The 20792-nt window shown below is 54.9% G+C and carries 21 protein-coding genes; 19 read left to right on the forward strand and 2 right to left on the reverse strand.

The window, feature by feature from the left end:
* The first annotated feature begins 204 nt into the window (after positions 1-204).
* Genes AB1287_RS04875 through nei form a run of 4 tightly spaced genes read left to right on the forward strand, consistent with a single transcriptional unit; the run spans position 205 to position 3347 of the window.
* A complete protein-coding gene (locus tag AB1287_RS04875) occupies positions 205-948 on the forward strand; it encodes a type 2 GTP cyclohydrolase I (RefSeq protein WP_312629174.1) in 744 nt (247 codons plus the stop codon).
* A gap of 15 nt (positions 949-963) precedes the next feature.
* The gene (gene pxpB, locus AB1287_RS04880; protein ID WP_312629173.1) at positions 964-1620 is read left to right on the forward strand and encodes a 5-oxoprolinase subunit PxpB; all 657 of its coding nucleotides are present in this window, start codon (positions 964-966) and stop codon (positions 1618-1620) included.
* A complete protein-coding gene (pxpC, locus tag AB1287_RS04885) occupies positions 1614-2543 on the forward strand; it encodes a 5-oxoprolinase subunit PxpC (protein WP_435617119.1) in 930 nt (309 codons plus the stop codon). The genes pxpB and pxpC overlap by 7 nt, the downstream gene beginning before the upstream one ends.
* Before the next feature lie 12 nt (positions 2544-2555).
* Positions 2556-3347: an endonuclease VIII gene (gene nei, locus AB1287_RS04890; protein ID WP_312629171.1), complete on the forward strand. Its 792-nt coding sequence runs from the start codon at positions 2556-2558 to the stop codon at positions 3345-3347.
* A 113-nt stretch (positions 3348-3460) separates the two neighbouring features.
* On the opposite strand, the gene AB1287_RS04895 is transcribed toward nei, so the two are convergent.
* Complete coding sequence (locus AB1287_RS04895) at positions 3461-4747, reverse strand: citrate synthase (RefSeq protein WP_312629170.1); 1287 nt, start codon at positions 4745-4747, stop codon at positions 3461-3463.
* Between the two features lie 229 nt (positions 4748-4976).
* A complete protein-coding gene (locus AB1287_RS22450; protein WP_436799820.1) occupies positions 4977-5057 on the reverse strand; it encodes a hypothetical protein in 81 nt (26 codons plus the stop codon).
* Between the two features lie 324 nt (positions 5058-5381).
* On the opposite strand from AB1287_RS22450, the gene sdhC reads away from it, so the two are divergent.
* The 15 genes from sdhC (at position 5382) to tolR (ending at position 20778) form a co-directional block, all read left to right on the forward strand.
* Complete coding sequence (sdhC, locus tag AB1287_RS04900) at positions 5382-5786, forward strand: succinate dehydrogenase cytochrome b556 subunit (protein ID WP_435617120.1); 405 nt, start codon at positions 5382-5384, stop codon at positions 5784-5786.
* Entirely contained in the window at positions 5780-6127 is a 348-nt protein-coding gene (gene sdhD, locus AB1287_RS04905) for a succinate dehydrogenase membrane anchor subunit (protein ID WP_110510095.1), read from the forward strand. Before sdhC ends, sdhD begins: the two co-directional genes overlap by 7 nt.
* A complete protein-coding gene (gene sdhA / locus AB1287_RS04910; RefSeq protein WP_312629162.1) occupies positions 6127-7893 on the forward strand; it encodes a succinate dehydrogenase flavoprotein subunit in 1767 nt (588 codons plus the stop codon). The genes sdhD and sdhA overlap by 1 nt, the downstream gene beginning before the upstream one ends.
* 16 nt (positions 7894-7909) lie before the next feature.
* The gene (locus AB1287_RS04915) at positions 7910-8626 is read left to right on the forward strand and encodes a succinate dehydrogenase iron-sulfur subunit (RefSeq protein WP_435617121.1); all 717 of its coding nucleotides are present in this window, start codon (positions 7910-7912) and stop codon (positions 8624-8626) included.
* 308 nt (positions 8627-8934) lie between these two features.
* Positions 8935-11742, forward strand: coding sequence for a 2-oxoglutarate dehydrogenase E1 component (gene sucA / locus AB1287_RS04920; RefSeq protein WP_435617122.1), 2808 nt, complete (start codon positions 8935-8937; stop codon positions 11740-11742).
* A 14-nt stretch (positions 11743-11756) separates the two neighbouring features.
* Entirely contained in the window at positions 11757-12980 is a 1224-nt protein-coding gene (gene odhB / locus AB1287_RS04925) for a 2-oxoglutarate dehydrogenase complex dihydrolipoyllysine-residue succinyltransferase (RefSeq protein WP_435617123.1), read from the forward strand.
* Positions 12981-13119: 139 nt separating this feature from the next.
* A complete protein-coding gene (sucC, locus tag AB1287_RS04930) occupies positions 13120-14286 on the forward strand; it encodes an ADP-forming succinate--CoA ligase subunit beta (protein ID WP_097164741.1) in 1167 nt (388 codons plus the stop codon).
* On the forward strand, positions 14286-15155 hold the full coding sequence (sucD, locus tag AB1287_RS04935) for a succinate--CoA ligase subunit alpha (protein ID WP_097164740.1): 870 nt from the start codon (positions 14286-14288) through the stop codon (positions 15153-15155). The genes sucC and sucD overlap by 1 nt, the downstream gene beginning before the upstream one ends.
* 811 nt (positions 15156-15966) lie before the next feature.
* Positions 15967-17535: a cytochrome ubiquinol oxidase subunit I gene (gene cydA / locus AB1287_RS04940; RefSeq protein ID WP_435617176.1), complete on the forward strand. Its 1569-nt coding sequence runs from the start codon at positions 15967-15969 to the stop codon at positions 17533-17535.
* Between the two features lie 15 nt (positions 17536-17550).
* Positions 17551-18690, forward strand: coding sequence for a cytochrome d ubiquinol oxidase subunit II (gene cydB, locus AB1287_RS04945; RefSeq protein WP_435617124.1), 1140 nt, complete (start codon positions 17551-17553; stop codon positions 18688-18690).
* Between the two features lie 14 nt (positions 18691-18704).
* The gene (cydX, locus tag AB1287_RS04950; RefSeq protein ID WP_097164737.1) at positions 18705-18812 is read left to right on the forward strand and encodes a cytochrome bd-I oxidase subunit CydX; all 108 of its coding nucleotides are present in this window, start codon (positions 18705-18707) and stop codon (positions 18810-18812) included.
* Positions 18812-19105, forward strand: coding sequence for a cyd operon protein YbgE (ybgE, locus tag AB1287_RS04955; RefSeq protein ID WP_435617125.1), 294 nt, complete (start codon positions 18812-18814; stop codon positions 19103-19105). Before cydX ends, ybgE begins: the two co-directional genes overlap by 1 nt.
* 150 nt (positions 19106-19255) lie before the next feature.
* Positions 19256-19660, forward strand: coding sequence for a tol-pal system-associated acyl-CoA thioesterase (gene ybgC, locus AB1287_RS04960; RefSeq protein WP_097164735.1), 405 nt, complete (start codon positions 19256-19258; stop codon positions 19658-19660).
* Positions 19657-20349, forward strand: a complete 693-nt coding sequence (tolQ, locus tag AB1287_RS04965) for a Tol-Pal system protein TolQ (RefSeq protein ID WP_312629151.1) — start codon at positions 19657-19659, stop codon at positions 20347-20349. The genes ybgC and tolQ overlap by 4 nt, the downstream gene beginning before the upstream one ends.
* 3 nt (positions 20350-20352) lie before the next feature.
* On the forward strand, positions 20353-20778 hold the full coding sequence (tolR, locus tag AB1287_RS04970) for a colicin uptake protein TolR (protein WP_097164733.1): 426 nt from the start codon (positions 20353-20355) through the stop codon (positions 20776-20778).
* The last annotated feature ends 14 nt before the right edge of the window (positions 20779-20792 follow it).

Below are 20792 nucleotides of genomic sequence, written 5' to 3' on the forward strand. Positions count from 1 at the left end.
TATGCTATCCATGGGTCTTGAGCATGAAAGCTCAATTTATATGCTGTCCTGGTGCATAAATATACACGATTGTGCTGTGGGTCGTTAAGCGATTTTTGCGACTAGGTTTCGGGGCGCATGAAATGTGTCGCAGGCCTGCTATCGACGTATCGCTGCGGGGCGGCTATGGTATCCCTCAGTACCGAAATAAAGTCTGGAGTGACGATGAAAAACAGTGAACTGGAACAACTGATTAACGAGAAACTGAACAGCGGCGCGTTCAGCGACTATGGCCCAAACGGGTTACAGGTTGAGGGGCGGGAAGAGATCCGCAAAATCGTCACCGGCGTTACTGCAAGCCAGGCGCTGCTCGACGAAGCCGTTCGTCAGCAGGCGGATGCAGTGATCGTCCATCATGGCTATTTCTGGAAAAACGAGTCGCCGGTTATTCGCGGCATGAAGCGCAATCGCCTGAAAACACTGCTGGCGAATGACATCAACTTATACGGCTGGCATTTACCGCTGGATGCGCATCCTGAGCTTGGCAATAACGCCCAGCTGGCCGCTCTGCTTGGCATCAATATTAAAGGTGACATTGAGCAACTGGTGCCGTGGGGCGAACTGTCGATGCCGGTTTCTGGGCTCGAGTTTGCCTCGTGGATTGAAGCGCGCCTGGGACGTAAGCCGCTGTGGTGTGGCGATACCGGGCCGGACAAAGTCAGCCGCGTGGCATGGTGTACCGGTGGTGGTCAAGGCTTTATCGACAGTGCGGCGCGTTTTGGCGTTGATGCGTTTATTACCGGTGAAGTCTCCGAACAGACTATCCATTCTGCGCGTGAGCAAGGATTGCACTTTTATGCGGCGGGCCACCACGCGACCGAACGGGGCGGCATCCGCGCGCTCAGTGAATGGCTGACCGAAAACACCGATCTGGATGTCACTTTTATTGATATCCCTAACCCGGCCTGATGAGAGAGGGAAAAAGTGCAGAGAGCGCGTTGTTACCTGCTGGGAGAGACGGCAGTCGTTCTGGAGCTTGAACCACCGGTGACTCTGGAAAGCCAGAAGCGTATCTGGCGGCTTACCCAGCGTTTGCCAGAGTATCCGGAAGTGCTTGAGGCGATTCCGGGAATGAACAACATCACCGTCATCCTGCGCAATCCGCAGAACCTGGCGCTGGATGCCATCGAGCGGCTCCAGCGCTGGTGGGAAGAGAGCGAGGTGCTGGAACCCGATTCCCGCCAGATTGATATCCCCGTGGTGTACGGCGGCAAGCTGGGGCCGGATTTATCCCTGGTGGCTGAGCACTGCGGCCTCACGCCGAAACAGGTGGTGGAGCTCCATTCATCTCAGGAATATGTGGTGTGGTTTTTAGGCTTCCAGCCGGGCTTTGCTTATCTCGGCGGTTTACCGGAGCAATTGGCTATGCCGCGCCGGGCGGAGCCACGCGTGGAGGTGCCTGCGGGCAGCGTGGGAATCGGCGGTGAGCTTACGGGCATTTACCCGCTCGCCACGCCCGGCGGCTGGCAGCTGATTGGGCATACGCCGCTGGCGCTGTTTGATGCCAGCCAGCCGGAGCCGGTTTTACTCCGGCCTGGTGATACGGTCCGATTTGTGCCGCAGAAGGAGGGCGTATGCTGAAGATTATTCGCTCCGGGCTTTATACCTCGGTACAGGACGGTGGGCGTTACGGTCTGCGCCAGTCGGGCGTCAGCCGCTGCGGCGCGCTTGATAAGCCTGCGCTGATGACCGCCAATCTGTTGGTGGGGAACGATCCGAACGCGGCAGCGATTGAAATTACGCTCGGCCAGTTTAGCGTCCAGTTTACCCGTGATGGCTGGTTTGCGCTGACCGGGGCAGGCTGTGAGTCCACGCTCGATGGCAAGCCGGTCTGGGCTGGCTGGCGGTTGCCGGTCAAGGCCGGGCAAACGCTGGTGATGAAGAATCCGCTGTACGGTATTCGCAGCTATCTGGCAGTAGCCAGCGGCATTGACGTGCCGAAAGTGCTCGGTTCGTACAGCACCGATCTGAAGGTGGGGATTGGCGGCCTGGAAGGGCGACGATTGCAGGATGGTGACAGCCTGAAGGTGTTTCCTTCAGAACGCTCGTTTAGCGGTTCGCAGGGCGTGAAATTACTGTTTCGGGGCAACCGAATTCGCGCGCTGCCGGGGCCGGAATATCATGAGTTTGATGCCGCCTCGCAGGAAAACTTCTGGCGCGCACCGTGGCAACTCAGTCCGCAGAGCAACCGAATGGGCTACCGTCTGAAAGGACAGCCGCTGGTGCGTACCACCGATCGCGAACTGTTGTCGCACGGTTTGTTACCGGGTGTGGTGCAGGTGCCATACAATGGTCAGCCTATCGTCCTGATGAATGACGCGCAGACTACAGGTGGCTATCCGCGTATAGCATGCATTATTGAAGCGGATATGTTCCAGCTGGCGCAAATCCCGCTCGGGCGACCGATACATTTTGTTCAGTGCTCTCTCGAAGAAGCACTGAAAGCGCGCGACGATCAGCATCGTTATTTTGAGCAGCTGGCGTGGCGACTCAACGGAGAATAATAAGGACAAGTTATGCCGGAAGGACCGGAGATCCGCCGGGCGGCGGACACGCTTGAAGCGGCCATAAAAGGCGAGTCCCTCACCGAAACATGGTTCGCTTTTCCGCCGCTCAAGATGTTTGAAGTGCAGCTTGTGGGGCAAACCGTGACCCACATCGAAACGCGGGGTAAGGCGCTGCTGACGCACTTTTCTGGCGGGCTGACGATGTACAGCCACAATCAGCTTTACGGCGTCTGGCGCGTCGTGGATGCCGGAGAAGAGCCGCAAACGACGCGTATATTGCGGGTGCGTTTGCAAACTGCGAAGAAAGCGATTCTGCTCTACAGCGCGTCTGATATCGAAATACTGACGCCTGAGCAGCTGGCTACGCAGCCTTTCTTACAACGCGTCGGGCCGGATGTCCTCGATACGTCACTGACGGAAGAGGAGGTTAAAGCCCGGCTGCTGTCGAAACCTTTCCGTAATCGCCAGTTTTCCGGATTGCTGCTCGACCAGGCTTTTCTCGCCGGGCTTGGCAACTATCTGCGGGTGGAAATTCTGTGGGAGTGCGAACTGGCGGCGACGCATAAAGCCAGCGAGCTGACGGCGCAGCAGATTGACAGGCTTGCGCATGCGCTGCTGGCTATTCCTCGTTTGTCGTATCAGACACGTGGGCAGGTCGACGAAAACAAACATCATGGCTCGCTGTTCCGCTTTAAGGTGTTCCATCGTGAGGGAGAGCCCTGCGAGCGCTGCGGTGGGATTATCGAGAGAACGATGGTGTCATCACGACCGTTTTACTGGTGTCCTGCCTGCCAGAAATAAAAATGCCGGGTGGCAGCTACGCCTTACCCGGCCTACAAAATAAACAGATTCCAGTAAATCTGTAGGCCCGGCAAGCTTGGCGCCGCCGGGCAGTTATTTTGCTAAATGCAAACTTAGTGCTTCTTCAGGTCTGAACTGAACTCGCGTTTGTCATAGCCGGTGTACAGCTGGCGTGGACGGGCGATTTTCATGCCTTCGGTATGCATTTCGTTCCAGTGTGCAATCCAGCCGACGGTACGCGCCATCGCGAAGATCACGGTAAACATAGAGGACGGAATGCCCATCGCTTTCAGGATGATGCCGGAATAGAAGTCCACGTTCGGGTAGAGTTTCTTCTCGATGAAGTACGGGTCGTTCAGCGCGATGTGTTCCAGCTCCATGGCAACCTGCAGCAGGTCATCTTTAGTGCCCAGCTCTTTCAGCACTTCATGGCAGGTTTCACGCATCACGGTGGCACGCGGGTCGTAGTTTTTGTACACGCGGTGGCCGAAGCCCATCAGACGGAACGAATCGTTCTTGTCTTTCGCACGACGGACGAATTCCGGAATGTGCTCAACGGTGCTGATCTCTTCCAGCATCTTCAGTGCCGCTTCGTTAGCACCACCGTGCGCCGGCCCCCACAGGGAAGCGATACCGGCAGCGATACAGGCGAACGGGTTAGCACCTGAAGAGCCTGCTGTACGGACGGTAGACGTTGAAGCGTTCTGTTCGTGGTCAGCGTGCAGGATAAGAATGCGGTCCATAGCGCGTTCCAGAACCGGGTTCACCACGTATTCTTCACACGGCGTGGAGAACATCATGTTGAGGAAGTTGCCCGCGTAGGAGAGGTCGTTGCGTGGATACACGAATGGCTGGCCGATGGAGTATTTGTAGCACATCGCCGCCATGGTCGGCATTTTGGACAGCAGACGGAACGCGGCAATTTCACGGTGGCGTGGGTTATTAACGTCCATCGCGTCGTGGTAGAACGCTGCCAGCGCGCCGGTCACGCCACACATCACCGCCATTGGGTGAGAGTCACGACGGAAGCCGTGGAACAGACGGGTGATCTGCTCGTGGATCATGGTGTGACGGGTGACGATGGTTTTGAATTCATCGTATTGCGCCTGATTCGGTTTTTCACCGTTCAGCAGGATGTAGCACACCTCGAGATAGTTAGACTGAGTGGCTAACTGATCGATAGGGAAGCCGCGGTGCAGCAGGATGCCCTCATCACCGTCGATAAAGGTGATTTTGGATTCGCAGGAAGCGGTGGAGGTGAAACCCGGGTCAAAAGTAAATACGCCTTTCGAACCAAGACTACGAATATCAATCACGTCTTCGCCGAGCGTACCTTTTAGCACGTCCAGTTCAATAGCAGTGTCACCGTTGAGAGTGAGCTTTGCCTTTGTATCAGCCATTTACGGTCTCCTTAGCGCCTTATTGCATAAGACTGCGGGATGCCGGATTCGCTTTCAGGGTGCGGTTAGACGTTACCAGTTTGTTATTTGGCTCACCGCCGAGCTCACGAGGGTTAACCAGGGTACAGAGCAAAGGGCGCCGGGGGCATACGTTCATCGCACTATGAAACTACAGCAAATCAGGGTCTTAGCAGTCCGATTATTCAAACCTGTCTATCACTATTCACTGTCAGATTACATCGGTCAATACTTTCTCACTGTTACATAACTTATTGTCAGGTGAAAGCATGACCCCATAACTTTTACGCATTATATGCCTTTTCAGGTGATGGTTGTAACAATAATGTTTAATATTTGTCAAATCAGGTGAGTAAAAATTAAAATAATGTTGTTATCGTGACCCTGATCACTGTTCCGCATAAAACCCGACAAACTATATGTAGGTTAATTGTAATGATTTTGTGAACGGCCTATACTGCCGCCAGGTCTCCGGAAACCCCTGCAATCCCGAGCCACCCAGCGTTGAAATGTGTCGTTTTAGCTCTTGAAATGGAGTTTTTACATGACGCGCAGTTATAGAAAGGACGCTGTCTGACCCGCACGCAGACCGGAGGAAGGAAACAATAAGAACAGCATGTGGGCGTTATTCATGATAAAAAATGTGAAAAAACAAAGACCTGTCAATCTGGATCTGAAAACGATCCGATTCCCTGTAACGGCGATAGCGTCCATCCTCCACCGCGTTTCTGGCGTGATCACTTTTGTGGCGGTTGGCATCCTGTTGTGGTTACTGGGCACCAGTCTCTCTTCTCCTGAAGGTTTCCAGACGGCGAGCTCAATCATGAGCGGCTTCTTCGTCAAATTCATTATGTGGGGCATTCTGACGGCGCTGGCGTATCACGCCGTGGTCGGCATTCGCCATCTGATGATGGATTTTGGCTATCTGGAAGAGACATTCGAAGCAGGTAAAAAGTCTGCCAATATTTCTTTTGTTATTACTGTCGTGCTTTCACTTCTCGCAGGAGTCCTCGTATGGTAAGCAACGCCTCAGCATTAGGACGCAACGGCGTACATGACTTCATCCTCGTACGTGCCACCGCGATCGTTCTGACTCTGTACATTATCTACATGGTTGGTTTCTTCGCGACCCACGGTTCGCTCACCTGGGAAGTCTGGACGGGTTTCTTCTCTTCCGCTTTCACCAAAGTCTTCACCCTGCTGGCTTTATTCTCCATCTTGATTCATGCCTGGATCGGCATGTGGCAGGTGTTGACCGACTACGTTAAACCGCTGGCTATTCGCCTGCCGCTGCAGCTCGCTATCGTCGTGGCGCTGGTGGTTTACGTCATTTATGGATTTGTTGTGGTGTGGGGTGTGTAATGAAACTGCCAGTCAGAGAATTTGATGCTGTTGTGATCGGCGCAGGTGGCGCAGGTATGCGTGCCGCGCTGCAAATTTCCCAGAGCGGCCAGACCTGTGCGCTGCTCTCTAAAGTCTTCCCGACCCGTTCTCATACCGTTTCCGCGCAGGGTGGCATCACCGTGGCGCTCGGTAATACCCATGAAGATAACTGGGAATGGCACATGTATGACACCGTTAAAGGGTCAGACTACATCGGTGATCAGGACGCTATCGAATATATGTGTAAGACCGGTCCGGAAGCGATTCTGGAGCTGGACCATATGGGCCTGCCGTTTTCTCGTCTTGAGAATGGCACCATCTATCAACGTCCGTTTGGCGGCCAGTCGAAGAACTTCGGCGGTGAGCAGGCGGCACGTACCGCAGCCGCAGCGGACCGTACCGGTCACGCTTTGCTGCACACGCTTTACCAGCAGAACCTGAAAAACCACACCACGATTTTCTCCGAGTGGTATGCGCTGGACCTGGTGAAAAACGCCGATGGTGCCGTTGTCGGTTGTACCGCCTTGTGCATCGAAACCGGTGAAGTGGTTTACTTCAAAGCTAACGCTACCGTGCTGGCGACCGGCGGTGCAGGCCGCATTTATCAGTCCACCACCAACGCGCACATCAACACCGGTGACGGCGTTGGTATGGCTATCCGTGCGGGCGTGCCTGTGCAGGATATGGAAATGTGGCAGTTCCACCCGACCGGTATCGCGGGCGCAGGCGTTCTTGTAACAGAAGGCTGCCGTGGTGAAGGCGGATATCTGCTGAACAAACACGGCGAGCGCTTTATGGAGCGTTACGCGCCGAATGCGAAAGACCTGGCCGGTCGTGACGTGGTGGCGCGTTCCATCATGATCGAAATCCGTGAAGGCCGCGGCTGTGACGGCCCGTGGGGTCCTCACGCTAAGCTGAAGCTTGACCATCTGGGTAAAGAGGTTCTCGAATCCCGCCTGCCGGGCATCCTTGAACTCTCCCGCACCTTCGCTCACGTTGATCCGGTGAAAGAGCCGATTCCGGTTATCCCAACCTGCCACTATATGATGGGCGGTATTCCGACCAAAGTGAGCGGCCAGGCGCTGACCGTTAACGAGAAAGGCGAAGACGTGGTGATCCCGGGCTTGTTCGCGGTTGGCGAAATTGCCTGCGTATCCGTGCACGGTGCGAACCGTCTGGGCGGCAACTCACTGCTGGATCTGGTGGTGTTTGGCCGTGCTGTTGGCCTGCATCTGCAGGAGTCTATCGCCGAGCAGGGCACGCTTCGTGACGCAACCGAAGAAGAAGTGAATGTTTCTCTGGAACGTCTCAACCGCTGGAACGGCAACCGCGACGGCGAAGATCCGGTTGAAATCCGCAAAGCGCTGCAGGAATGCATGCAGCATAACTTCTCGGTGTTCCGCGAAGGCGATGCGATGGCGAAAGGTCTGGAGCAGCTGAAGGCCATCCGCGAGCGTCTGAAAAATGCTCGTCTGGACGATACCTCCAGCGAATTCAACACCCAGCGCATCGAGTGCCTGGAGCTGGATAACCTGATGGAAACCGCATACGCCACCGCGGTGTCGGCAAACTTCCGTACCGAAAGCCGTGGCGCACACAGCCGCTTCGACTTCCCGGATCGCGATGATGAAAACTGGCTCTGCCACAGTCTGTACCAGCCGCAGACGGAAACCATGACCCGCCGTGAGGTGAACATGGAGCCGAAACTGCGTCCGGCATTCCCGCCGAAAGTGCGTACCTACTAATTGCGGAGACAGGAAGATGAAACTCGAGTTTTCAGTTTATCGTTATAACCCGGATGTCGATGACGCTCCGCGCATGCAGGATTACACCCTCGAAGCGGAAGAAGGGCGCGACATGATGTTGCTGGATGCTTTGATCCAGCTGAAAGAACAGGACCCGACGCTGTCGTTCCGCCGCTCCTGCCGCGAAGGCGTTTGTGGCTCAGATGGCGTGAACATGAACGGCAAGAACGGCCTGGCGTGTATCACCCCGGTTTCCGCTTTGCAGCGCGCAGGGCAGAAAATCGTGATTCGCCCTCTGCCGGGGTTGCCGGTGGTGCGTGATTTGGTGGTAGACATGGGGCAGTTCTATGCCCAATATGAGAAGATTAAGCCTTACCTGTTGAATAATGGGCAAAATCCACCCGCTCGCGAGCATTTACAGTCGCCCGAGCAGCGTGAAAAACTGGACGGCCTGTACGAGTGTATTCTCTGTGCCTGCTGCTCCACTTCTTGCCCGTCGTTCTGGTGGAATCCGGATAAGTTCATCGGCCCGGCCGGTCTGTTAGCGGCGTACCGCTTCCTGATCGACAGCCGTGATACCGAAACCGACAACCGCCTGGAAGGGCTGAGTGACGCTTTCAGCGTATTCCGCTGTCACAGCATCATGAACTGCGTCAGTGTCTGTCCGAAAGGGCTGAATCCGACGCGCGCCATCGGCCACATCAAATCGATGTTGCTGCAGCGCAGTGCGTAAATTGTAGTGGTTGCCGGATGGCGACTGACGTCTTATCAGGCCTACGGGTTATGGACCTTGTAGGCCTGATAAGCGGAGCGTCATCAGGCAAATAATTGCAGGAAATCTTTAAAAACTGCCGATGTACTTCCCCTTCTCAGGCGAGAAGGCAGGGGAGAGGGCACAGGCCCTAAGACAGTTTCTAAAGGTTCCTTCGCGGGCCTGAACAGAAGAGCTCGCAAGTGAACCCCGGCACGCAGACCCGGTACCCCGGTGTGCGTGGTAGTTTCTACGGCGAAAGTAAGCATAAAAATGCTTAAGGGATCACGATGCAGAACGGCGCAATGAAAGCCTGGCTGGACTCTTCTTACCTCTCTGGTTCCAACCAGAGCTGGATAGAACAGCTCTATGAAGACTTCTTAACCGATCCTGACTCTGTCGACGCCAACTGGCGTTCCATGTTCCAGCAACTGCCTGGCACCGGAGTCAAACCCGATCAATTTCATTCCACAACGCGTGATTACTTCCGCCGTCTGGCGAAGGATGCCTCGCGTTACTCTTCCGCGATTTCCGATCCCGATACCAACGCGAAGCAGGTAAAAGTCCTGCAGCTGATCAACGCCTGGCGTTTCCGTGGTCATCAGGCCGCGAACCTCGATCCGCTTGGCCTGTGGAAGCAGGATCCTGTGGCCGATCTGGAACCTGCGTTCCACGATCTGACCGAAGCCGATCTCCAGGACAGCTTTAACGTGGGCTCTTTTGCCATCGGCAAAGAAACCATGAAGCTGGGCGATTTGATTGCCGCGCTGAAGCAAACCTACGGTGGCTCCATCGGCGCGGAATACATGCACATTACCTCCACGGAAGAGAAGCGCTGGATCCAGCAGCGTATCGAATCGGTGGTCGGTCACGCGAGCTTTACCGCTGATGAGAAAAAACGCTTCCTGACTGAGCTGACAGCGGCGGAAGGCCTTGAGCGTTATCTGGGCGCGAAATTCCCGGGTGCGAAACGCTTCTCGCTGGAAGGCGGCGATGCGCTGGTGCCAATGCTGAAAGAACTTATCCGCCACGCGGGTAAGAGCGGCACCCGTGAAGTGGTGCTGGGCATGGCGCACCGCGGTCGTCTGAACGTGCTGATCAACGTGCTGGGTAAAAAACCGCAGGATCTGTTCGATGAATTCGCCGGTAAACATAAAGAACACCTCGGCACCGGCGACGTGAAGTACCACATGGGCTTCTCGTCTGACATGGAAACCGAAGGCGGCCTGGTTCACCTGGCGCTGGCGTTCAACCCGTCGCACCTCGAAATCGTGAGCCCGGTGGTTATCGGTTCCGTACGCGCCCGTCTGGATCGTCTGGAAGAGCCAAGCAGCAATAAAGTATTGCCAATCACCATTCACGGCGACGCCGCCGTGGCGGGCCAGGGCGTGGTTCAGGAAACCCTGAACATGTCCAAAGCACGCGGTTACGAAGTGGGCGGTACCGTTCGCATCGTTATCAACAATCAGGTGGGCTTCACTACGTCCAACCCGCTGGATGCGCGCTCCACGCCGTACTGTACCGATATCGGTAAGATGGTGATGGCGCCAATCTTCCACGTGAACGCAGATGACCCGGAAGCCGTGGCGTTTGTGACTCGCCTGGCGCTGGACTTCCGTAACACCTTCAAACGCGATGTGTTCATCGATCTGGTTTGCTACCGTCGTCACGGCCATAACGAAGCCGACGAGCCAAGCGCAACCCAGCCGCTGATGTACCAGAAAATCAAAAAGCATCCGACCCCGCGCAAACTTTACGCTGACAAGCTTGAAAGTGAAAAAGTGGCAACGCTGGAAGATGCCACCGAGATGGTCAATCTCTACCGCGACGCGCTGGATGCCGGTGAATGCGTGGTGAAAGAGTGGCGTCCGATGAACATGCACTCCTTCACCTGGTCACCGTACCTCAACCACGAGTGGGATGAGAGCTACCCGAACAAGGTGGAAGTGAAGCGTCTGCAGGAGCTCGCGAAACGCATCAGCACCGTGCCGGAAGCCGTTGAAATGCAGTCCCGCGTAGCGAAAATCTACGGTGACCGCCAGGCGATGGCCGCAGGCGAGAAGCTGTTCGACTGGGGCGGCGCAGAAACGCTGGCTTACGCAACGCTGGTGGACGAAGGCATTCCGGTGCGTCTGTCCGGTGAAGATGCCGGTCGCGGCACGTTCTTCCACCGTCATGCGGTTATCCACAACCAGGTTAACGGCTCCACTTATACCCCGCTTGAGCACGTGCACAACGGTCAGGGTCAGTTCCGCGTCTGGGACTCCGTGCTGTCTGAAGAGGCCGTTCTGGCCTTCGAATACGGCTACGCCACCGCAGAACCGCGCATTCTGACTATCTGGGAAGCGCAGTTCGGCGACTTCGCCAACGGTGCTCAGGTGGTTATCGACCAGTTCATCAGCTCCGGTGAGCAGAAATGGGGCCGGATGTGTGGCCTGACCATGCTGCTGCCGCACGGCTACGAAGGGCAGGGTCCGGAGCACTCCTCCGCGCGCCTGGAACGTTATCTGCAACTCTGTGCTGAGCAGAACATGCAGGTTTGCGTGCCGTCGACTCCGGCTCAGGTTTACCACATGCTGCGTCGTCAGGCGCTGCGCGGAATGCGCCGTCCGCTGGTGGTGATGTCACCGAAATCCCTGCTGCGTCATCCGCTGGCGGTTTCCAGCCTTGATGAGCTGGCGAACGGCACCTTCCAGCCGGCGATCGGTGAAATTGACGAGCTGGATCCGAAGGCGGTGAAACGCGTCGTCATGTGCTCTGGTAAGGTTTACTACGACCTGCTGGAACAGCGTCGCAAAAACGATCAGAAAGATGTCGCCATCGTGCGTATCGAGCAGCTTTATCCGTTCCCGCATCAGGCGATGCAGGATGCGCTGAAACCTTATGCTCACGTACATGACTTTGTCTGGTGCCAGGAAGAGCCGCTCAACCAGGGCGCCTGGTACTGCAGCCAGCATCACTTACGTGAAGTGATTCCATTTGGGTCTGCCCTGCGTTACGCAGGTCGCCCGGCCTCTGCTTCTCCGGCAGTAGGGTATATGTCCGTTCACCAGAAACAGCAGCAAGATCTGGTCAATGACGCGCTGAACGTCGATTAATTAAAGGATACAAAATGAGTAGCGTAGATATTCTTGTTCCCGACCTGCCAGAATCCGTAGCCGATGCCACGGTTGCCACCTGGCACAAGAAGCCAGGCGACGCGGTTGTCCGCGATGAAGTGCTGGTCGAAATCGAAACTGACAAAGTGGTACTGGAAGTACCGGCGTCGGCGGACGGCATTCTCGATGCCGTACTGGAAGATGAAGGCACAACCGTGACTTCCCGTCAGATCCTGGGTCGCCTGCGTGAAGGTAACAGCGCCGGTAAAGCCACTGAAGCGAAAGCGGACACCAAAGAGTCTACGCCGGCCCAGCGCCAGCAGGCTTCTCTGGAAGAGCAGAGCAATGATGCCCTGAGCCCGGCGATTCGTCGCCTGCTGGCTGAGCACAATCTCGAAGCCAGCGCCATTAAAGGCACCGGTGTCGGTGGTCGTCTGACCCGTGAAGACGTGGAAAAACACCTGGCGAAAGCCCCGGCTAAAGCAGAAGCGAAAGCGCCTGCCGCGGCTCCGGCTGCAGCACCAGCCCCGCTGGCTGGCCGCTCCGAAAAACGCGTACCAATGACCCGTCTACGTAAACGCGTGGCCGAGCGTCTGCTGGAAGCGAAAAACTCTACCGCCATGCTGACCACGTTCAACGAAGTCAACATGAAGCCAATCATGGATCTGCGTAAGCAGTATGGCGATGCGTTTGAAAAACGTCACGGCATCCGTCTGGGCTTCATGTCCTTCTACGTGAAAGCGGTGGTTGAAGCGCTGAAACGCTACCCGGAAGTGAACGCCTCCATCGACGGCGACGATGTGGTGTACCACAACTACTTCGACGTGAGCATGGCGGTTTCCACGCCGCGTGGTCTGGTAACGCCAGTGCTGCGCGACGTTGACACGCTGGGCATGGCGGACATCGAGAAAAACATCAAAGAGCTGGCGGTGAAAGGCCGTGACGGCAAGCTGACCGTGGAAGATCTGACCGGCGGTAACTTCACCATCACCAACGGCGGCGTATTCGGTTCTCTGATGTCCACCCCGATCATTAACCCACCGCAGAGCGCGATTCTTGGCATGCACGCCATCAAAGATCGCCCAATGGCGGTAGACGGTAAAGTAGAGATCCTGCCGATGATGTATCTGGCACTCTCCTACGATCACCGCCTGATTGACGGTCGTGAATCCGTGGGCTTCCTCGTGGCCATTAAAGAGCTGCTGGAAGATCCAACTCGTCTGCTGCTGGACGTGTAGTAACAAGAGTATCACCTGCCCTGTAGGCCGGATAAGGCGTTTGCGCCGCCATCCGGCAAAAGTGTAATGCCCGATGGCGCTCTGCGTATCGGGCCTACGGGTTCAAAGATAACGATTACCCTAAAAGTGGATAGAACGCATGAACTTACATGAATACCAGGCCAAACAGCTGTTTGCCCGCTATGGTTTACCTGCGCCAGTAGGCTATGCCTGCTCAACTCCGCGTGAAGCTGAAGAAGCCGCTTCAAAAATTGGTGCGGGCCCATGGGTCGTAAAATGCCAGGTACACGCTGGCGGCCGCGGTAAAGCGGGCGGCGTAAAAGTGGTTAACAGCAAAGAAGACATCCGCGCTTTCGCGGAGCACTGGCTGGGTAAACGCCTGGTAACCTATCAAACAGATGCGAACGGCCAGCCTGTTAACCAGATTCTGGTGGAAGCGGCGACCGATATCGCAAAAGAGCTGTACCTGGGCGCGGTTGTTGATCGCAGCTCCCGTCGCGTGGTGTTCATGGCGTCTACCGAAGGCGGCGTGGAAATCGAAAAAGTAGCGGAAGAAACTCCGCACCTGATCCACAAAGTGGCTATCGATCCGCTGGCGGGCCCAATGCCTTACCAGGGACGCGAACTGGCGTTCAAACTGGGTCTGGAAGGCAAACTGGTTCAGCAGTTCACCAAGATCTTCATGGGCCTGGCAAACATCTTCCTGGAACGCGATCTGGCGCTGATCGAAATCAACCCGCTGGTTATCACCAAACAGGGTGACCTGATCTGCCTCGATGGCAAACTGGGTGCGGACGGCAACGCCCTGTTCCGTCAGCCGGATCTGCGTGAAATGCGCGATCAGTCTCAGGAAGATCCACGTGAAGCGCAGGCTGCGCAGTGGGAACTGAACTACGTTGCTCTCGATGGCAATATTGGTTGCATGGTCAACGGCGCGGGTCTGGCGATGGGCACCATGGACATCGTTAAGCTGCACGGCGGTGAACCGGCTAACTTCCTCGACGTTGGCGGCGGCGCAACCAAAGAGCGCGTGACTGAAGCGTTCAAAATTATCCTCTCTGATGACAACGTGAAAGCTGTGCTGGTGAATATCTTCGGCGGCATCGTTCGTTGTGACCTGATTGCTGACGGCATCATCGGTGCAGTAGAAGAAGTGGGCGTGAACGTGCCGGTGGTCGTGCGTCTGGAAGGTAACAACGCCGAGCTCGGCGCGAAAAGACTGGCTGACAGCGGCCTGAATATTATTGCAGCGAAAAGTCTGACCGATGCGGCTCAGCAGGTCGTTCACGCAGTGGAGGGGAAATAATGTCCATTTTAATTGATAAAAACACCAAGGTTATCTGCCAGGGCTTTACCGGTAGCCAGGGGACTTTCCACTCTGAACAAGCGATTGCTTACGGCACCAACATGGTTGGCGGCGTAACGCCAGGAAAAGGCGGCACCACGCATCTTGGCCTGCCGGTCTTCAACACCGTGCGCGAAGCGGTAGAAGCGACCGGCGCAACCGCCACCGTTATCTACGTTCCGGCGCCGTTCTGCAAAGACTCTATCCTGGAAGCCATCGATGCAGGCATCAAGCTTATCATCACCATCACCGAAGGCATCCCGACTCTGGATATGCTGACCGTGAAGGTCAAGCTGGATGAAGCGGGCGTGCGCATGATTGGCCCGAACTGCCCGGGCGTTATTACCCCAGGCGCCAGCAAAATCGGCATCATGCCAGGCCACATTCACAAGCCTGGCAAAGTGGGCATCGTTTCCCGCTCCGGCACCCTGACCTATGAAGCGGTTAAGCAGACCACCGACTATGGTTTCGGCCAGTCCACCTGTGTGGGTATCGGCGGTGACCCGATCCCGGGTTCTAACTTCATCGACATCCTGAAGATGTTCCAGGAAGATCCGCAGACTGAAGCAATCGTGATGATCGGTGAGATCGGCGGTAGCGCAGAAGAAGAAGCTGCTGCGTATATCAAAGATCATGTGACTAAGCCTGTAGTCGGCTACATCGCGGGCGTCACTGCACCGAAAGGCAAGCGTATGGGTCACGCAGGTGCAATCATTGCGGGCGGGAAAGGTACGGCGGATGAGAAATTCGCAGCCCTGGAAGCCGCTGGCGTGAAAACCGTTCGCAGCCTCGCCGACATCGGTGAAGCGCTGAAAACCATCATTAACTGATAATCCTCTCTGCTCCCCGTGCGGGGAGCTTTATATGTCCCTTTTCGACATGGTTGGCCACCTTAGCGGGTGGCCTTTTTTATACCTGCGCATTGTCCGCGTCTCTGTGGCGTATCCGCTCTGATCAATAATTCTGCAAACGAGTCCCGACTGCACATTGCACGAGCGTTTTCTTTTTAACCCGGCGTTATGTTGGTGTGTTAAATATTAAAATCATTGCTGTGAATGAAATGTAATAAAAAGCAGCTATACTTGGCGGCAGAAAAAGCCTTTCTTAGGGTTTAAACTTCTAATCCTGTTCCTCTTTCTCGTCTTATTGTGCCCGCAGTTAAAAAGCCATTACCTTTCGTGCCAATTTCGTCTTATTTGATAACCATCAATGTCATGCCGCGAACATGTTTTTAACATTGATTTCACTATGAATCATAGTGCGCATACAGAATTAACATGTGAGGGTGAAATTGATTTAAATCAATATGTAATGCCTGGAAAAACGTAGTGTAAAGCGGTAAATTGTCGCGGATCAAAGTGGTCGAAATGCATCATCTTAGCTATATATTGATCAGCGTCGAAAAACGTAAATCTTACTCAATAAAAACCTGTTTATTGTAAGGGTTTTACGGCGTAATATATTCATGGGATCAATTTGGGTTTTTTTATTAACTTATTTGTAACCTTTGCTTATTGCCGTTATCACACACGATCGCGGCAACGGGACGGGAAGCAAATCAATTTGTATTGGGGCATGCGTGTGAATCCTTTCTAACGGGATTCACTCTCGGAGTCTTCATGCGATGAGCAAGGAGTCATGATGTTAGATATAGTCGAACTGTCGCGCTTACAGTTTGCCTTGACCGCGATGTACCACTTCCTTTTTGTGCCACTGACGCTCGGTATGGCGTTCCTGCTGGCCATCATGGAAACGGTCTACGTCCTTTCCGGCAAACAGATTTATAAAGATATGACCAAGTTCTGGGGCAAGTTGTTTGGTATCAACTTCGCTCTGGGTGTGGCAACCGGCCTGACCATGGAGTTCCAGTTCGGGACTAACTGGTCTTACTATTCCCACTACGTGGGCGATATCTTCGGTGCGCCGCTGGCGATCGAAGGGCTGATGGCCTTCTTCCTCGAATCCACCTTTGTAGGTCTGTTCTTCTTCGGTTGGGATCGTCTGGGTAAAATCCAACACATGGCGGTAACCTGGCTCGTTGCTCTGGGTTCAAACATGTCCGCACTCTGGATTCTGGTCGCCAACGGCTGGATGCAGAACCCGGTGGCATCAGACTTCAACTTCGAAACCATGCGCATGGAGATGGTGAGCTTCTCCGAGCTCGTCCTGAACCCGGTTGCTCAGGTGAAATTCGTGCACACCGTGGCATCCGGCTACGTGTGCGGCGCGATGTTCATCCTCGGTATCAGTTCCTACTATATGCTGCGTAATCGCGATTTCGCTTTCGCGAAACGCTCCTTTGCTATTGCCGCGAGCTTCGGTATGGCCGCAGTACTCTCCGTTATCGTGCTGGGTGATGAATCCGGTTACGAAATGGGTGACGTACAGAAAACCAAACTGGCCGCCATTGAAGCCGAATGGGAAACGCAGCCAGCACCGGCTTCCTTTACCCTGTTTGGTATTCCCGATCAGGATGCGCAGAAAAACCATCTGCAAATTCAAATTCCTTACGCGCTGGGCATCATCGCCACCCGTTCTGTTGATAAGCAGGTGACGGGCCTGAAAGAGCTGATGGTTCAGCACGAAGAGCGTATTCGTAACGGGATGAAGGCTTACAAACTGCTGGAAGAACTGCGTTCCGGTTCAGCCGATCAGTCCGTACGTAACGAATTTAACAGCGTGAAAAAAGACCTGGGTTACGGTCTGCTGCTGAAGCGTTATACCCCGAACGTCTCTGATGCGACGGAAGCACAAATCCAGCAGGCGACGAAAGACTCGATTCCTCGCGTCGCTCCGCTGTACTTTGCTTTCCGTATCATGGTGGCGTGTGGCGTGCTGATGCTGCTTATCATTGCCGCCTGCTTCTGGACGGTTATTCGTAATCGTATCGGCAGTAAAAAATGGCTGCTGCGTGCTTGCCTGTACGGTATTCCGCTGCCGTGGATCGCCATTGAGTCCGGCTGGTTTGTCGCAGAATATGGTCGTCAGCCGTGGGCGATAGGTGAGGTGTTACCGACGGCCGTCGCGAACTCGTCGCTGACCACAGGCGATCTCCTCTTCTCGATGTTGCTGATTTGCGGCCTGTACACGTTGTTCCTGGTGGCGGAAATGTTCCTGATGTTCAAATTTGCGCGTCTGGGACCAAGCAGCCTGAAAACCGGTCGTTACCATTTTGAGCAGACCCCTGTGTCTGGTCAGCCGGCACGCTAAGACAGGAGTCGTCAAATGTTCGATTATGAAGTATTACGTTTTATCTGGTGGCTGCTGGTTGGCATTCTGCTGATTGGTTTTGCGGTCGCTGATGGTTTCGACATGGGGGTGGGCATGCTCACCCGTTTGCTTGGTCGCACTGACACCGAGCGTCGAATCATGATTAACTCCATCGCCCCGCACTGGGACGGTAACCAGGTGTGGCTGATCACCGCAGGTGGCGCACTGTTCGCTGCCTGGCCGATGGTCTACGCGGCTGCGTTCTCCGGTTTCTACGTGGCGATGATTCTGGTGCTGGCGTCTTTATTCTTCCGTCCGGTTGGTTTCGACTACCGTTCCAAGATTGAAGATACCCGCTGGCGCAACATGTGGGACTGGGGCATCTTCATCGGTAGCTTCGTACCACCGCTGGTGATTGGCGTGGCGTTCGGTAACCTGCTTCAGGGCGTACCGTTCCATCTCGACGAGTACATGCGTCTTTACTACACCGGTAACTTCTTCCAACTGCTCAATCCGTTTGGTCTGCTGGCAGGGATTGTGAGCGTGGCGATGATCCTGACGCAGGGCGCAACCTATCTTCAAATGCGTACCGCAGGCGAACTGCATCTGCGCACGCGTACCGTTTCTCAGGTAGCGGCTCTGGTGACCATGGTGTGCTTCGTTCTGGCGGGCGTCTGGGTTTACTACGGCATTGATGGCTACGTGGTGAAATCGGTTCTCGATCACCATGCCGCGTCTAACCCGCTGACTAAAGAAGTCGTGCGTGAAGCGGGTGCCTGGATGGTGAACTTCAACAATATGCCGGCTCTGTGGGCGATTCCTGCTCTGGGCGTGGTGCTGCCTCTGCTCACTATCGTCACTTCGCGTGCAGAGAAGGGCGCCTGGGCGTTCCTGTTCTCCTCGCTGACGCTGGCCTGCATCATCCTGACCGCAGGTATCGCTATGTTCCCATTCATTATGCCTTCAAGCACAATGATGAACGCGAGCCTGACCATGTGGGATGCGACCTCCAGCCAGCTGACGCTGAACGTGATGACTTACGCGGCGATGGTGTTTGTACCGATTATTCTGCTCTACACCGCCTGGTGTTACTGGAAAATGTTCGGTCGTATCACCAAAGATGACATCGAACGCAACACCCATTCCCTGTACTGAGTAAGGAGCAACATATGTGGTACTTCGCATGGATTCTGGGAACGCTTCTGGCTTGTGCGTTCGGCGTGATCACCGCCCTGGCGCTAGAACACGTTGAGTCCGGACAAAAAGAAGATCATTAATGACTAAACTTATCGCAGCGTTGTATGCGGTAATGGACAAGGGCCCGTTAAGGGCCCTTTCGTTACTGATGGCATTAGTGCTGGCGGGCTGCATCTTCTGGGATCCCTCCCGCTTTGCGGCTAAAACCAGCGAGCTGGAAATCTGGCATGGTTTCCTGATCATGTGGGCGGTGTGTGCGGGCGTCATTCATGGCGTGGGTTTTCGTCCAAAGTCAATCCACTGGCAGGGGATTTTTTGCCCACTGATTGCTGACCTCGTCCTGCTTGCCGGGCTGATTTTCTTTTACGCCTGATTCAGAAACATCCGTTAATCGCTATGGGCTTGTTCGAGCCCATAAAAATTTACTCTCCGTTTACTTTCCCCCATTCCAAACCATCATTCCCGCGCGTATAGTAGCGAAGTTTGAAAGCCCTAAATATTGTTTGCATTACCGGGATGTAAAGTGAATACAACGCTGTTTCGATGGCCGGTTCGTGTCTATTACGAAGACACCGACGCCGGTGGTGTGGTTTACCACGCCAGCTATGTCGCTTTCTATGAGAGAGCACGCACTGAGATGCTGCGCCACCATCACTTCAGCCAACAGGTTCTGCTGGCTGAACGCGTTGCCTTTGTGGTGCGCAAGATGACGCTGGAGTATTTCGCCGCCGCCAGACTCGACGACATGCTCGAAGTCCAGACGGAAATTACAGCGATGCGGGGCACCTCTCTGGTGTTCACGCAGCGGATAGTCAACGCAGAAAACAAAGTCCTCAACGAGGCGGAAGTGCTGATTGTTTGCGTTGATCCACTCTTAATGAAGCCTCGTGCGCTTCCCAAGTCTATTGTCGCGGAGTTTAAGCAGTGACTGACATGAATATCCTTGATTTGTTCCTGAAGGCAAGCCTTCTGGTTAAACTTATCATGTTGATCTTGATTGGTTTTTCAATCGCCTCCTGGGCCATCATTATCCAGAGAACGCGTATCCTCAATGCGGCAGGTCGCGAAGCTGAAGCCTTCGAAGACAAGTTCTGGTCCGGCATTGAACTCTCTCGCCTGTATCAGGAAAGCCAGGGCCGTCGCGACAACCTGACCGGTTCAGAGCAGATTTTCTACAGTGGCTTCAAAGAGTTTGCTCGTTTACATCGGGCGAACAGCCACGCGCCTGAAGCGATTGTGGAAGGGGCGTCGCGTGCGATGCGCATCTCCATGAACCGAGAGCTGGAAAACCTCGAAAACCACATTCCTTTCCTCGGCACGGTCGGTTCCATCAGCCCGTATATCGGCCTGTTTGGCACAGTGTGGGGGATCATGCACGCCTTTATCGCACTGGGTGCGGTAAAAGTGGCAACGTTGCAGATGGTGGCTCCAGGTATTGCCGAAGCGCTGATCGCAACCGCGATTGGTCTGTTTGCCGCGATTCCAGCGGTTATGGCTTATAACCGCCTGAACCAACGCGTGAACAAGCTGGAGCTGAACTACGACAACTTTATGGAAGAGTTCACCGCGATTCTGCACCGCCAGGCATTTACCAGCAGCGAAAGCAACAAGGGGTAAACCATGGCCAGACGTGGACGCGGACGTCGTGAACTGAAGTCCGAAATTAACATCGTTCCGTTGCTGGATGTGCTGCTGGTGCTGCTGCTGATCTTCATGGCGACAGCGCCGATCATTTCGCAGAGCGTGGATGTCAATCTGCCAGATGCGACCGAGTCGCAGGCCGTCAGCACCAATGACGATCCGCCGGTGATTGTGGAAGTGTCCGGAGTAGGGCAGTACAGCGTCAATGTCGGTCCGGACAAGATGCCACAGCTGCCGCCGGAGCAGGTTGTTGCTGAAGCTCAGCGTCGGCTGCAGGCGAATCCGAAAACGATCTTCCTGATCGGTGGCGCGAAAGATGTGCCTTACGATGAAATCATTAAAGCGCTAAACCTGTTGCACAGCGCGGGTGTGAAGTCAGTGGGTTTAATGACCCAGCCAATCTGACCCGGCTAACAGGC

The sequence above is a fragment of the Scandinavium sp. UTDF21-P1B genome, assembly GCF_040750395.1.
Taxonomy (GTDB): domain Bacteria; phylum Pseudomonadota; class Gammaproteobacteria; order Enterobacterales; family Enterobacteriaceae; genus Scandinavium.

What these genes read in the sequence shown, in the direction of transcription:
- AB1287_RS04875 (WP_312629174.1), top strand. Translation starts at nt 205, where the DNA reads ATGAAAAACAGTGAACTGGAACAACTGATTAACGAGAAACTGAACAGC.
- pxpC (WP_435617119.1), top strand. Translation starts at nt 1,614, where the DNA reads ATGCTGAAGATTATTCGCTCCGGGCTTTATACCTCGGTACAGGACGGT.
- nei (WP_312629171.1), top strand. Translation starts at nt 2,556, where the DNA reads ATGCCGGAAGGACCGGAGATCCGCCGGGCGGCGGACACGCTTGAAGCG.
- AB1287_RS04895 (WP_312629170.1), bottom strand. Translation starts at nt 4,747, where the DNA reads ATGGCTGATACAAAGGCAAAGCTCACTCTCAACGGTGACACTGCTATT.
- AB1287_RS22450 (WP_436799820.1), bottom strand. Translation starts at nt 5,057, where the DNA reads ATGCGTAAAAGTTATGGGGTCATGCTTTCACCTGACAATAAGTTATGT.
- sdhC (WP_435617120.1), top strand. Translation starts at nt 5,382, where the DNA reads ATGTGGGCGTTATTCATGATAAAAAATGTGAAAAAACAAAGACCTGTC.
- sdhD (WP_110510095.1), top strand. Translation starts at nt 5,780, where the DNA reads ATGGTAAGCAACGCCTCAGCATTAGGACGCAACGGCGTACATGACTTC.
- sdhA (WP_312629162.1), top strand. Translation starts at nt 6,127, where the DNA reads ATGAAACTGCCAGTCAGAGAATTTGATGCTGTTGTGATCGGCGCAGGT.
- AB1287_RS04915 (WP_435617121.1), top strand. Translation starts at nt 7,910, where the DNA reads ATGAAACTCGAGTTTTCAGTTTATCGTTATAACCCGGATGTCGATGAC.
- sucA (WP_435617122.1), top strand. Translation starts at nt 8,935, where the DNA reads ATGCAGAACGGCGCAATGAAAGCCTGGCTGGACTCTTCTTACCTCTCT.
- odhB (WP_435617123.1), top strand. Translation starts at nt 11,757, where the DNA reads ATGAGTAGCGTAGATATTCTTGTTCCCGACCTGCCAGAATCCGTAGCC.
- sucC (WP_097164741.1), top strand. Translation starts at nt 13,120, where the DNA reads ATGAACTTACATGAATACCAGGCCAAACAGCTGTTTGCCCGCTATGGT.
- sucD (WP_097164740.1), top strand. Translation starts at nt 14,286, where the DNA reads ATGTCCATTTTAATTGATAAAAACACCAAGGTTATCTGCCAGGGCTTT.
- cydA (WP_435617176.1), top strand. Translation starts at nt 15,967, where the DNA reads ATGTTAGATATAGTCGAACTGTCGCGCTTACAGTTTGCCTTGACCGCG.
- cydB (WP_435617124.1), top strand. Translation starts at nt 17,551, where the DNA reads ATGTTCGATTATGAAGTATTACGTTTTATCTGGTGGCTGCTGGTTGGC.
- cydX (WP_097164737.1), top strand. Translation starts at nt 18,705, where the DNA reads ATGTGGTACTTCGCATGGATTCTGGGAACGCTTCTGGCTTGTGCGTTC.
- ybgE (WP_435617125.1), top strand. Translation starts at nt 18,812, where the DNA reads ATGACTAAACTTATCGCAGCGTTGTATGCGGTAATGGACAAGGGCCCG.
- tolR (WP_097164733.1), top strand. Translation starts at nt 20,353, where the DNA reads ATGGCCAGACGTGGACGCGGACGTCGTGAACTGAAGTCCGAAATTAAC.